This is a genomic window from Cellvibrio chitinivorans (genome assembly GCF_035117775.1).
In the GTDB taxonomy this organism is placed as follows: domain Bacteria; phylum Pseudomonadota; class Gammaproteobacteria; order Pseudomonadales; family Cellvibrionaceae; genus Cellvibrio; species Cellvibrio chitinivorans.
Window position 1 is genome coordinate 32,301 of the sequence record NZ_JAYKKN010000001.1, and the last position, 13,483, is coordinate 45,783.

A 13,483-nucleotide genomic window follows, 5' to 3' on the forward strand; every position below is an offset into this window, starting at 1 on the left:
TTTTCAAAGGGGAGGAGTTTACTCCCTTCGTTAAGGTCAGGCTGGTGTTACCCCCGCCCTTTGGAAAAGGGAGGGTTAGGGAGGGATTTAATTAAGCAAACTGGCGCGATTCACCAGCACCATCCACATTTTCTACACAGCGCAAGCAAATGGTTGGATGCGCAGCATTTGCGCCAACGTCAGCGCGGTGATGCCAGCAGCGCTCACATTTTGCATGCTCGGATTTTTTCACCGCCACTTTCAATCCAGCCAAATCCGTTGCTTCTGCATTTTGCGCTTCCGCAAGTAGGCGAATTTCTGCGGTAGATGTGATCAACACAAAGCGCAATTCATTGGCGAGCTTTTGCAATTCCGCTTGCAGTTTTTCATCGCAATACAAAATCACTTCCGCCCCCAAAGAGCCGCCCACTTCACCGGCGGCGCGTTTTGCTTCGAGCACTTTGTTTACCGCATCCTTCACTTCGGCAACCAAATCCCAATAGCTGTCGGCAAATGAATCTGCAGGCATTGCTGGTAATTGATACCACTCGGCAACAAACACATTGGCTTCGCGCTCACCGGCGATTTCTTTCCAGATTTCATCGGCAGTAAAACTCAAAATCGGCGCAATCCAGCGCACCATAGCCTCAATCACATATTGCAGCGCCGTCTGTGCCGAGCGACGAGCAAGTGCATCGCCTTTTACGGTGTACTGGCGATCTTTAATAATATCGAGATAGAAACCACCCAATTCCACCACGCAGAAGTTATGCAGCTTTTGATAGATCAAATGCAATTGATAGCTGTCGTAAGCGGCGATGATTTCTTGCTGCAGATGCGCAGTGCGCGTCACTATCCAGCGATCAAGTTGCAACATATTTTCTGGCGCAACAGCATCAGTCGCCGGATTAAAGCCAGTGAGGTTCGACAAAATAAAGCGCGCAGTATTGCGGATACGACGATAAGAATCCGCAGTACGCTTTAAGATTTCATCGGACACGCTCATCTCGGTACTGAAATCCGTTGCAGCAACCCACAAGCGAAGAACATCCGCGCCCAAATCGTTTACCACTTTTTGCGGTGGAATAACATTGCCGATCGACTTGGACATTTTGCGCCCTTGCGCATCCACCACAAAGCCGTGGGTTAACACAGTTTTGTAGGGTGGCTTGGCGTGCATCGCCATAGAAGTCTTGAGCGATGACTGGAACCAGCCGCGATGCTGGTCAGAACCTTCCAGATACAAATCAGCAGGGAAACGCAAACCAGCGCGCTGTGACAACACCGCGTAATGAGTTACGCCAGAGTCGAACCATACGTCCAAAGTGTCAGTGACTTTTTGGTATTTATCGGCATCGGTGCCGAGCAGTTCAGCCGCATCCAATTCAAACCAGGCATCCATTCCGCCCTGCTCAACTTTTTGTGCAACCGCTTCAATCAAACGCGCAGTTTCAGGATGCAATTCTTGCGTTTCTTTATTCACAAATAAGGCGATAGGCACGCCCCAAGTGCGCTGACGCGAGATACACCAGTCAGGTGAAGTTGCGAGCATGGCATCGATACGCGCCTTGCCCCAGTCCGGCACCCACTCAACACCTTCAACCGCTTGTGCAACTTGATCGCGCAGATTGTTTTTGCTCATGCTCACAAACCACTGCGGCGTCGCGCGGAAAATCAGCGGCGTTTTAGTACGCCAGCAGTGCGGGAAGCTGTGAGTGATTTTGCCTTGCGCGAGCAGCGCATTTTTTTCAATCAACAATGCGACAACTTTTTCATCGACTTTGTAAACGTGATCGCCCGCGAAGATTTCTACGTTCGGGCGATAGGTACCGTGGTCGTCGATGTAATTAAGTGTGCCGATTCCGTATTTCACGCCGACATTAAAGTCGTCCGCACCGTGATCCGGCGCTGTGTGAACAAAGCCAGTACCGGCATCGGTAGTTACGTGATCGCCAAGAATGACTGGCACCTGACGCGCATAGAACGGATGTTGCAGCAGCATTTTTTCCAGCGCTGCGCCTTTTACGCGGCCGACAATTTTATGCTCTTCAACTTTTGCACGCGCAAGCACACTGCCGATCAGCGTCTCGGCAACCAGCAAACGCTCATCGCCTACTTGTACTAATGCATAGTCAACTTCCGCATTCGCAGAAACCGCTTGGTTCGCAGGCAAAGTCCAAGGAGTGGTGGTCCAGATCACCAACGAAATTTTACCGCTGCCGCTTAATTCGCTGATCGCTTTTTCAATCGCAGTTTGATCGACAAACGCGAATTTTACGTCGATGGAAAAAGAGGTTTTATCCTGATATTCCACTTCTGCTTCAGCGAGCGCAGAGCCGCCCACCACGCTCCAGTACACAGGTTTAAAGCCTTTGTGCAAATGACCGTTATCGGCGATTTTGCCGAGCGCGCGAATAATGTCGGCTTCAAATTTGTAATCCATGGTGAGATAAGGTTTATCCCACTCGCCCAATACGCCCAAACGCACAAAGTCAGCTTTTTGACCGTCGACCTGTTTAGCGGCGTATTCGCGGCATTTATTGCGGAAAGTTTTTACATCGACTTTATCGCCCGCTTTGCCAATTTTTTTCTCGACATTGTGCTCGATCGGCAGACCGTGACAGTCCCAACCCGGCACATAGGGCGAATCAAAACCGCTCAGGGTTTTGCTTTTGACGATAATGTCTTTAAGAATTTTGTTAACCGCGTGACCGATATGAATATCGCCGTTCGCATAAGGTGGGCCGTCGTGCAAAATAAATTGCTCGCGGCCAGCGCGCGCGCTGCGAATTTGTTGATACAGATCATTCGCTTGCCATTGTTTCAACATGTCCGGCTCGCGCTGGGCGAGGTTTGCCTTCATGGCAAAACCGGTGTTAGGCAGATTCAGTGTTGCTTTGTAATCGGTCATGATTCACGGTCAACTTTGTTAGCAAAAATTAATTAGAAAAGGTCGAAAAAAATTGTTTGGCTTGAGCAATATCCGTTTGCAGTTGCGTTTGTAGCTCATCCAATGAATTGAATTTTTTTTCATCGCGCAATTTGGAGTGGAATACCACATCGATCATGGCGCCGTAGACTTTTCGCGAGAAATCAAACAGGTGCACTTCCAGCAGCGGCTTTTTGTCGCCGGTGACAGTTGGGCGCACACCCACGTTAGCTACGCCCTGATGCACACTGCCATCCATAAAGGTGACGGTAACGGTAAATACGCCATGCAGTGGCGAGCGATAGCGGCGCAAATGCACATTGGCGGTCGGCACCCCCAGTTTGCGCCCGAGCTGTTGGCCATAGGCGATGCGGCCGCTGATGCTATAAGGCTTGCCGAGCAGCATTTCAACCTTGGCAAAATCACCCAACTCCAATAGTTGGCGGATGCGAGTGCTGCTGACGCGCTCGCCATCTATCTCAAGGGTGCAGGTATCGGTAACGCCAAAACCACGCTCGCTGCCGATTTTTTGCAGCAGAGCGTAATCCCCGCGGCGATCACAGCCAAAGCGGAAATCATCGCCTACCACCAGATGCTTGATCGCCAAGCCATCAAGCAATACGGTTTCGATAAACTCTTCGGCGGACAAGCTACGCAAGCGTTCATTGAATTGAACGCAAAGCACACGCGCTACGCCAGCGGCGAGCAGCGCCTGCACTTTTTCACGCAGACGCATCAGGCGCGCGGGGGCTTTATCACCCGAGAAAAATTCATGGGGTTGCGGTTCAAAGACAATCACCACCGCCGGCAACTGGTGCTGATGCGCAACGGCGATCAGCTGGCGCAATATGGCTTGATGGCCAAGATGCACACCATCAAAGGAGCCGATAGTCGCCACACAGCCGCGATGCCAGGGGCGCAGGTTGTGCAAACCGCGAATAAACGCATGTGCCGCTGGATTCACGCTCTACTTTGACCTCAACCCGATTACCGGAAAATAAACTGCCTGAAAAATGAGGCGGGAAGTATACAGGAGCGGCGGCGCCTGAGCCTACCCCGCCCAAACTTAAGCCCGCGCCTTGAAGTCGCGCAGGCGCACCCCCACTGCAAACAAGGCCAACAGATAAGCCATCAAACCGGCGACACAGACAACCGCAAGACGCAGGATTCGCTCCATCACACCCCATTCTGACCAGAGCGTCCAGAGCGACAAAAAGCCCAGCAAGACTGCTGCCATCGCCAGATTGGCCGCTCCATAGCGCAACCAAAGTTTTGGCCAGTTGCTGGCGGGCGCATAAACCTCTGCCTTGCGCAGACCGCGATAGAGCAAAAAAGCGTTTACATAAGCTGCCAGCGCGGTGGTAAAGGCCAAGCCCACATGCCCTAAACCCCAGAGCATCACCAGCGGGATTACCACCAGCGGTTTCATCAGCATATTGGCGACAATCGCGATAATGCCGAAGCGCACCGGCGATTTCATATCCTGCCGCGCGAAGTAACCGGGCACCAACACCTTGATCAACATAAAGGCAAACAAGCCCAGCGCGTAAGCCTTGAGACTGTAAGACGACATCAGAATGTCGGAGAGTTTCATCTCGCCATGATAGAAAAGCGTGTACAGAATCGGCTCCGCAAGAATCACCAATGCAAGGGTTGCAGGCAGCGCGATAAGCACCACAAAGCGAATCGCCCAATCGAGCATCTGGCTGAATTTTTCACCCGACTGCGCGGCGCTCAGGCGCGATAAGCCCGGCATAATTACCGTCGCAATCGCCACCCCAAACACCCCCAGCGGCAATTCCACCAAGCGGTCGGAATAGAACAGCCAGCTCACGGCACCATCGCCCAGCATGGTGGCGATAATGGAATCCAACAGCAGATTTAACTGGCTCACCGATACCCCAAACAGCGCAGGCGCCATAAGCACCAGAATGCGCTTTACACCGGGGTGCGACCAATCCAGCTTGGGCGATGGCAACAAATGGATTTGCTTTAAAAATGGCAACTGGAACAGCAGCGAAAAAATACCCGCTGCGACAATACTCCACGCCAGCGCGTAAGCGGGACTAGGGAAGAAATCGGCCACCAGCAAGGCAGCGGCGATCATAAACACATTGAGAAATACTGGCGTCACCGCCGGAATCGCAAAGCGGTCGTAGCTGTTGAGAATCGCCCCGGCAAAACCGGTGAGCGAAATAAGCATCAGATAAGGAAAGGTGATGCGCACCAAATCGACCAACAGCGAGAACTTCTCGGGATTATCGGCATAGCCATAACCAAAGATATAAGCAAAGCCGACGGCGCCGAGCACGCCAATCAGGGTAAACAGCAGCAGAATCGAACCGAGACAGCCAGCCACCTTATCGACCAGCTCCTTCACTGCCGCATGAGTGCCCTTTTCGCGGTACTCGGACAGCACCGGAATAAATGCTTGGGAAAAAGCACCCTCGGCAAATAATCGACGAAAGAAATTGGGGATTTTTTGCGCGATAGCAAAAGCATCCATCGCCCCGCCTGCACCGAGAACACTCGCCAGCACTATGTCGCGAATCAACCCCAGCACGCGCGAGGTCATGGTCATGGAGCCGGTAAGTAAGCTGGAACGCAGCAAACTCTTGGGTTTTGGCGTGGGCGGCTGTTCGGGTGATGGGTTAAGAGACGATGATTGCGTTGGCAATTCGGAGTCAGACACGGCACACATCCTGCAGAGGAAAAATATCCCGCATTATCAACGGCTGGTATACTCTGGCACAACACCCGAGCCCCTCAAGGAGATTTACGTGCACAAAGCATCTTATTGGCTTGGCGGTCTTATCGTCGGCACATTATCAATCACTGCCTGCAAGCCTACGGCAGAATCCTCACCCGACGACACCTCCATCGCCACCTCTGCCCCCAGCACAACCATGCACCCAAGCTGGGATGCCGATAACAACGGCATAAACGACTGCGAGACCAACGGCAGCTGCGATCACACCATCGACTACACCAAACCGCGCCCGGCGCCAGTCACAACCCCCACCTTTGAATGCAACAAAGCAGCAGACAGCAGCGTTGAACAACTGATTTGCAAAGACCCGGTACTTGCCCAACTGGATCAACTGCTTGCCCGTATTTACGGCGAAGCTACCGAAAAAGCGGTTAACGAACACCCGCCAACACTCGCAGCTGAGCAACGAGGTTGGATCAAGGGCCGCAATGAGTGCTGGAAAAGCGACGACAAATTCACTTGTGTTAAAGCTGAATATGAACAACGCATCGCCGAGCTACAGGCCCGCTATGAATTAGTCGTCAAAACCGCCCCGGTGCACTTTCAGTGCGGCAGCTCACCCGCTGATGAAATTGTTGTCACCTTTTATGAAACCACACCGCCAACTCTCATCGCCGAACGCGGCGACCAAACATCACTTATGTATTCAGTGCCTTCCGGCAGCGGCAGTAAATATGAAGGGCGCAATGAAAGTTTTTGGGAACATCAAGGCGAAGCGCGTGTAGTTTGGGGCTATGAAGCGCCCGAGTTAGTGTGCAAAAAAGCTGACTAACACCAATTAAAACCGTCTTACCTCGCAAGTGTATTTTTCAACTTAATGTATTACCCAGGACGAACCATGCAACCCAAGGCCGATGCAACACCAGCCATTTCGATAATAGTGCCGATATACAACATGCAGGATTATCTTGCTGAGACACTAAATTCGATCCTTCAACAACGCTTTTCTGACTCACTTGAAATTGTATTAGTGGATGATTGCTCAACCGATAACAGCAAACAAATTTGCGAAGAATTTTTGCGCGCACATCCAAACAAAATAAAATTGATATGTCACGAGCAGAACAGCGGCCTGTCGGTTGCGCGTAACACTGGTTTAGCTGCAATTACAGGTACTTATTTTACTTTTGTGGACGCAGATGACCTGCTACCACCCAATGCACTGCAATCTCTTTACGATGCAGCCATTCAATATAACGCCGACATAATCAAAGGCAACCATCAGACCTTTGATGAGCAAAACTATCGCTCTGCCAACACCAACATTAATCGCACCGAGCTAGTTAAAGGTGCTGATATTTTGGCTACGTTTTTTGCACACAAAAAAACGCGCGGCCACACATGGGGAAAACTGTTTCGGCGCGCGACTTTAGGCCACATTAAAAATACCCCCGGCGTGTTGATGGCTCAGGATTCACTTTACTGCGCAGAGATGTTTGCCTGCGCAAACACCTTGGTATTGATTACCAAAAACGTTTATCAGTACAGACTCCGCAGCTCAAGCGTCACTGGCCGGAAATTCCAAACCGGCTCCTACTTATGGTGGCTGTACAGCATCGAAAACTGCGGTCGCTTTGCCGCCACAGACGCACAAAAAATGCACTACAAAAGTTTGCAAATACGCACTCTGCTGCAACTGGTGCGCGAAGCGCGCACACTTGATGCCAACCAACTACCCGCTGTTATTAGCGAAGTACATGCGCGCCAGACAGCATGGCAGATCACCGGCTTATGCAAGCTGCTAAAAGCCAAATCAAATGCAGAAACACTCATTCATTTCATAAAACTTAAACGCACTCTGCGCAAACTGGAGCAACGCCTGCGACAACACCCAAGCGCACCGTCCAACCTATCCTCCAACAAAGGACACTGTTGACATTCACGCCGCCGCCAGATACTGTACATAAAAACAGTAACAACACTTTCGAGGATTTACACAATGGCAGTAGTGGCCGTTTGGTTATGTGATCGGGATGGCAGCATGTTTGAAGATAGAAAAGTCGCAGAAGAGCACGATAAGTATCTGGAACTGGCCGCCAATATCACCCAGTTGATTGAAGAAAACATTCCCGGTATCGATGAGAAATACAGCGAGGCGATTGGTATTTTGCTGGCGCAACGCCGCGAACTACTGGCCAAAGCCTGTAAAGGCAAGCCAGATGAACTCTTGCAGCCATTCACTTACGAAAAGCCTGCAACCCTGAACAGCACAACCGCCGCCACGGACAAGGACAACTAGGCCTAGCGGTGACTGTAAGCACAGGCGTGCCCACACATGCCTGTGCAGTTGATGGCCGCCCACACTGCCATCAACAACTACAAATAGCTGAATCACCACTCAGCGGTTTGTACGTGTTTAAGGTGTGCTACGTGAATAGCGGGAGAGCGACTCCCCAGCCGTTGTTTCGCTATTTGCCTGCACACCTGCTTCCAACCATCCTCATCCGCCCGGTTGTCAGCCACATCCGCAGCGCGATGCAGGATCGCTTTCGCCACTGCACCTTTCCTAGTGCCAATGACATTAGGAAAACCTCAACGGGTGCGGTGGTTTTTTCGTTAAATTCTCGTCTGAAACTTTTCAAAATTTAGCTTGGCGCCACAAACTTCTTTTATGTTGCTTATTTTTGAATAACATCTCATCTCTGGCCAAGATCACTAATCTGTCATCAAACCAGCAAATTAGCGTCACACTGGAAACCTAGGGTAAGGCTGCTTGGCCACAAGCATTGCTCAGCTACACCCAATCAGCCCCAATTACACTCAGGTTTTCAAAAGGAGGTTTCTATGCTGTATCGATTACAGCAGTTGCGTCGAATTCATCTTTTAACAGGCGCACTCGCGTTAGCATTCACAATTCCTTTATCTGCTTTTGCCCACAAAGATAAAGACCGGGATGATCGCTGGTATCACGATGATTATAAAAATCACCATAGCGACAAAAATAACAGCAGCATCCAGGTTGGTCCGCGCCCGTTTTATTTAGTGGACGACATGGATGAAAGCCCGCTGAAAAAGAAACTGCAAAGCTGCATCAACAGCCCGATGAAAAAAACCAATTTCTCCATTGGCCACCGCGGTGCACCGTTGCAATTCCCCGAGCACACCAAAGAATCCTATGAAGCGGCAGCTAAAATGGGCGCAGGTATTTTGGAGTGCGATGTTGCATTTACCAAAGATAAACAACTCGTGTGCCGCCACTCGCAATGCGATCTGCATACCACCACCAATATTCTCGCCACGCCATTAGCGAATAAATGTACGCAAAACTTTTCACCTTTTGATCCGGTAAGTGGCAAAGCGGCCAGCGCCAATTGCTGCACCAGCGACATCACCCTCGCTGAATTCAAAACCCTGCAAGGCAAAATGGATGCTTACAATCCTAAAGCCACTACGGTAAATGAATATCTCACTGGCACCGCTAATTGGCGCACTGATTTGTACGCACAGCGCGGCACGCTTTTATCGCACGCCGAAAGTATTCAGCTGTTTAAAAAGCTCAATGTAAAAATGACGCCGGAATTGAAATCAGCCAGCGTGCCTATGCCATTTGAAGGCACCTACACCCAAGCCATGTATGCGCAACAGCTGATTGATGAATATCGCCAAGCCGGTGTTAAAGCGCGCGATGTATGGCCGCAGTCATTTGATATTCAAGACGTACGCTACTGGATTCAAAACGAACCGGAATTCGGTAAGCAATCTGTGTATCTGGATGATGCCAACACCATCGCCGATGTACCTACCGCAGCAGATTTGCAGATGTACGCCGATGAAGGTTTCAAGATTGTCGCCCCACCGATCTGGGTTTTACTGGCACTGGACAACAACAATAAAATCGTTCCATCTGAATACGCGCGCAATGCTAAAAAAGCAGGATTGAAAATGATTGCATGGTCATTTGAGCGCTCAGGACCATTAAAAAATGGCGGCGGCTGGTACTACCAAAGTGTTAATCCCGCGATCAACAACGATGGCGACATGATGGATGCTTTGCATGTACTGGCAAAAGACGTTGGCGTAGCGGGAATTTTTTCTGACTGGCCAGCAAGCGTGAGTTACTACGCAAGCTGTATGAATTTGAAGTAATTTTTCAGCCACAAAAAAAGCTCCGGCCATACACATGACCGGAGCTTTTTATTGCCGCACATAATCAGATCGGCTCAGCAAGCAATAGGCTCTCCAAACACTGCTCTTTAATACCGTAAAACGCTTTGATGTCGGCGATCTGCTTCAAGATTCCAGTGTTGTCGCGAGGGGCTTTGCGTTTTTGCGCGAGGATCATTTTGTTTTTGCTGGTGTGTTCGAGTGAGATAAATTCAAACACTTTTGTATCGTAACCGTAAGCTTCCAATAAAAGTGCGCGCAGGCCATCAGTGAGCATTTCCGCTTCTTGCCCTAAATGAATTCCGTGTTGCAACACAGGTGCAAGCAGCGCGGGGCTTTTTAGTTGTGGGCGAATTTGTTTGTGGCAACAGGGCGAGCACATGATGATCTCGGCACCGGTGCGAATGCCCATATTGAGCGCGTAGTCTGTGGCAGTATCGCAGGCGTGCAAGGCGATCATGATGTTGATATTTTGCGCCGAGAAATGCTGCACATCGCCCTGCTCAAATTTAATTCCCGCAAGCGATAATTTCTGCGCAGTCTGATTACATAAATCCACCAGATTCTGGCGCAACTCTACGCCCGTCACTTGCGTTTTTACACCGAGGTTTGCGCTTACATAATCGTGAACGGCAAAAGTTAAATAGGCTTTGCCTGAACCAAAATCGGCGATATGCAACAGCTCGCGTTTATCCAAACCGGTTTGCGCAATCGCAGTGGATAACACTTCAATAAATTTATTGATCTGTTTCCACTTGCGCGACATGGCCGGAATTATTTGGCCATTGGCATCGGTAATGCCCAGCTCACGCAAGTAGGGGCGATTTTGCTCCACGTAGCGCAGCTTGGTGCGATTGTGAGCAAGCTCGGCAGCCACTTGCTCACTTGTTACAGCCGACGCATTTTTGTTGCGATTTTTATTAATCAGCACCTTGCCTTTTTTACTAAAGCTCAATTGGATTTCCCAATCATCATTGATCATGTGCGCGTTGTGAAAATCGCCGCCCAACCATTGCTGCAACTGTGCTAGCGCATCGTCAAGCGCTAAGTTTTTGGTTACGTGATTGGTGCGATACTCAAACAGAAACGACAGCAACTTTTGCTCTTTAATCTGTACCGGGCGAATAGTGATGCGATTCAAGTCCGGTTCGGCTCCCTTGTATTTGGATAGCACCAGCCGCTGCAACGCGTTTGCGGTAAAGGCTTGTTGCAGATCCTGCAGGAAACCGTCGATATCGGGATTGGGGGCGAACTCGGTCATAACATCACTCAACGTCAATAAAACTGAAAAACAACAAAACTGAAAAAACTGGCCGCGAATATACACGCTCAGCAGATCTATGCGCCAACGCGCTAGCCGATTTCCAACCAAATAAATGTTAGCCCTATGGGTTTCATTACGTGCGAAAAATCACACTGGAAACACACATATAGTCTGGATAACCATATTAATATGGTTTAATTGACAATAAGACAACCGCAGCAGTATACAAGTGCACTTCGGAATCACCGCGCAGTGTAAAAACAATAATTACAACGATGTATGTCGCCCGAAAAAACGCCTGTTTGCAATAAACAGGATCGACCTACAGCAGCCATTCACCGCTAACAAGATTATGGCTGGATGGCTAAATATGGAGATTCATCATGCGATTCCTTGATCTCGGCAAAGGTGTCATACCGACACTCATCGGCGCCGCGGCGATTTGCATCAGCAGCGCCAACGCACAAACCCTATCCTCCAACTCCACCGGAACCAATAACGGTTTTTATTACACCTTCTGGAAGGATTCCGGCAATGCCACCATGACCTTGGGTGCAGGTGGCCGTTACACCTCACAATGGACAAACAACACCAACAACTGGGTGGGCGGCAAAGGCTGGAACCCCGGCAACAGCACCCGCACGATTAGCTATTCGGGAAACTACGGCGTCACCGCCAGCCAGAACTCTTACCTTGCGCTCTACGGTTGGACGCGCAGCCCATTGATTGAATACTACGTGATTGAGAGCTACGGCTCGTACAATCCGGCGAGCTGTTCCGGCGGCACCGATTACGGCAGCTTCCAGAGTGATGGCGCGACCTACAACGTGCGCCGCTGCCAGCGTGTGCAGCAACCGTCGATTGATGGCACTCAAACCTTCTATCAATACTTCAGTGTGCGCAATCCGAAAAAAGGTTTTGGGCAGATTTCCGGCACCATCACCTTCGCCAACCACGCCGCCTTCTGGGCGAGCAAAGGGTTGAATCTGGGGAACCATAACTATCAGGTAATGGCAACCGAGGGCTACCAAAGTATGGGCAGCTCCGACATCACCGTAAGTGAAGGTTCTGGCGGCGGGGGTGGCGGTACCAGTAGCACACCAACCAGCAGCAGCGGCACAACCAGCTCGGCAAATAATGGTGGCAGCAGCGGAGTTTTGGTTCGCGCCCGCGGTGTTGCAGGTGGCGAACATATCAACCTGCGCATCGGCGGCGCGACTGTTGCCAGCTGGAATCTGACCACCAGCTTTCAGGATTTGAGCTACACCGGCAGCGCCTCGGGCGATATCCAAGTCCAGTTTGATAACGATGGCGGCAGCCGCGATGTGGTGGTGGATTACATCCGCGTCAATGGCGAAACCCGCCAAGCGGAAGATATGGACTACAACACCGGGCTCTACGCCAACGGCTCCTGCGGCGGTGGCGGTAACTCTGAAACCATGCACTGCAACGGGGTGATCGGTTTTGGCTACACCTACGACTGTTTCAGCGGCAACTGCTCGGGCGGAAGCACTGGCGGCGGCACCAGCAGTGTTGCATCCAGCACCGGTGGCGGTAACAGCAACTGCTCAGGTTATGTCGGCATCACCTTTGACGATGGCCCGGGCAGCAACAGCACCACACTCATCAACCTGCTCAAGCAAAACAACCTGACGCCAGTGACCTGGTTTGTACAGGGCAATTACGTGGCCTCCAACACCAACCTTATCGCCAGCTTGCTGAGTGTGGGTGAGATTCAAAACCACAGCTACACCCACGCGCACATGACCACTTGGACGCAAGCGCAGGTGGCCGATGAAATTAACCGCACCAATCAGGCCATTCAAAATGCCGGCGCGCCCAAGCCAACGCTGTACCGCCCACCCTACGGTGAAACCAATTCCACCATTAATCAGGCGGCACAGGCCGCAGGTTTACGTGTAATCACTTGGGATGTGGACTCACAAGATTGGAACGGTGCCAGCGCCTCAGCGATTGCCAATGCCGCCAACCAATTGCAGAACGGCCAAGTGATCCTGATGCACGACGCCAGCTACAACAACACCAACGCCGCTATTGCGCAGATCGCCGCTAACCTGCGCGCGAAAAATCTCTGCCCAGGCAGAATCGACCCGGCCACTGGTCGCGCCGTTGCACCCGCAGGTGGTAGCACCAGTTCGGTCGCAAGCAGCACCCCTGCTAGCAGTCAGGCCAGCAGCAGCGTTACCAGCAGTAGCGGTGGCAATACCGGCAGCAACTGCCAGTGCAACTGGTGGGGCACCATGTACCCAACCTGCACCAACACCGCGAGTGGTTGGGGCTGGGAGAACAACCGCAGCTGTATCACCACCGCGACCTGTAACAGCCAAGGCCCCGGCGGCGGCAGCCAAATCTGTAATTAGTATCGCTTCACCAATCCCTAGCTAGTCCCTTTTGGCGAGAGCAGTTTTTGCTCTCG

At 51.2% G+C, this 13,483-nt stretch carries 9 protein-coding genes; 5 read left to right on the forward strand and 4 right to left on the reverse strand.

What is annotated here, in order from left to right; genetic code table 11:
* Nucleotides 1–91: 91 nt before the first annotated feature.
* The 3 genes from ileS to murJ form a co-directional block, all read right to left on the reverse strand.
* On the reverse strand, nt 92–2,890 hold the full coding sequence (ileS, locus tag SPL68_RS00150) for an isoleucine--tRNA ligase (protein WP_323813035.1): 2,799 nt from the start codon (nt 2,888–2,890) through the stop codon (nt 92–94).
* Between the two features lie 28 nt (nt 2,891–2,918).
* The gene (gene ribF, locus SPL68_RS00155) at nt 2,919–3,872 is read right to left on the reverse strand and encodes a bifunctional riboflavin kinase/FAD synthetase (protein WP_323813036.1); all 954 of its coding nucleotides are present in this window, start codon (nt 3,870–3,872) and stop codon (nt 2,919–2,921) included.
* A gap of 102 nt (nt 3,873–3,974) precedes the next feature.
* Nucleotides 3,975–5,600, reverse strand: coding sequence for a murein biosynthesis integral membrane protein MurJ (murJ, locus tag SPL68_RS00160; protein ID WP_323813037.1), 1,626 nt, complete (start codon nt 5,598–5,600; stop codon nt 3,975–3,977).
* Between the two features lie 88 nt (nt 5,601–5,688).
* On the opposite strand from murJ, the gene SPL68_RS00165 reads away from it, so the two are divergent.
* From SPL68_RS00165 to SPL68_RS00180, 4 genes are all read left to right on the forward strand, one after another.
* Complete coding sequence (locus SPL68_RS00165) at nt 5,689–6,450, forward strand: MliC family protein (protein ID WP_323813038.1); 762 nt, start codon at nt 5,689–5,691, stop codon at nt 6,448–6,450.
* A gap of 66 nt (nt 6,451–6,516) precedes the next feature.
* Complete coding sequence (locus SPL68_RS00170; protein ID WP_323813039.1) at nt 6,517–7,554, forward strand: glycosyltransferase family 2 protein; 1,038 nt, start codon at nt 6,517–6,519, stop codon at nt 7,552–7,554.
* 63 nt (nt 7,555–7,617) lie between these two features.
* Nucleotides 7,618–7,917, forward strand: a complete 300-nt coding sequence (locus SPL68_RS00175) for a YebG family protein (protein ID WP_323813040.1) — start codon at nt 7,618–7,620, stop codon at nt 7,915–7,917.
* Between the two features lie 545 nt (nt 7,918–8,462).
* On the forward strand, nt 8,463–9,764 hold the full coding sequence (locus SPL68_RS00180) for a glycerophosphodiester phosphodiesterase family protein (RefSeq protein ID WP_323813041.1): 1,302 nt from the start codon (nt 8,463–8,465) through the stop codon (nt 9,762–9,764).
* A 64-nt stretch (nt 9,765–9,828) separates the two neighbouring features.
* Here the strand turns inward: SPL68_RS00180 and SPL68_RS00185 are convergent, their stop codons facing one another.
* Nucleotides 9,829–11,043 carry a class I SAM-dependent methyltransferase gene (locus tag SPL68_RS00185; RefSeq protein ID WP_323813042.1) on the reverse strand — a complete coding sequence of 405 codons (1,215 nt, stop codon included), beginning with the start codon at nt 11,041–11,043 and terminating at the stop codon, nt 9,829–9,831.
* 386 nt (nt 11,044–11,429) lie between these two features.
* On the opposite strand from SPL68_RS00185, the gene SPL68_RS00190 reads away from it, so the two are divergent.
* The gene (locus tag SPL68_RS00190; RefSeq protein WP_323813043.1) at nt 11,430–13,427 is read left to right on the forward strand and encodes a glycoside hydrolase family 11 protein; all 1,998 of its coding nucleotides are present in this window, start codon (nt 11,430–11,432) and stop codon (nt 13,425–13,427) included.
* Nucleotides 13,428–13,483: the final 56 nt, after the last annotated feature.

Bases quoted from the DNA above. Each gene is read 5' to 3' on its own strand.
- ileS (WP_323813035.1), bottom strand. From the start codon at position 2,890: ATGACCGATTACAAAGCAACACTGAATCTGCCTAACACCGGTTTTGCC.
- SPL68_RS00170 (WP_323813039.1), top strand. From the start codon at position 6,517: ATGCAACCCAAGGCCGATGCAACACCAGCCATTTCGATAATAGTGCCG.
- SPL68_RS00175 (WP_323813040.1), top strand. From the start codon at position 7,618: ATGGCAGTAGTGGCCGTTTGGTTATGTGATCGGGATGGCAGCATGTTT.
- SPL68_RS00180 (WP_323813041.1), top strand. From the start codon at position 8,463: ATGCTGTATCGATTACAGCAGTTGCGTCGAATTCATCTTTTAACAGGC.
- SPL68_RS00185 (WP_323813042.1), bottom strand. From the start codon at position 11,043: ATGACCGAGTTCGCCCCCAATCCCGATATCGACGGTTTCCTGCAGGAT.
- SPL68_RS00190 (WP_323813043.1), top strand. From the start codon at position 11,430: ATGCGATTCCTTGATCTCGGCAAAGGTGTCATACCGACACTCATCGGC.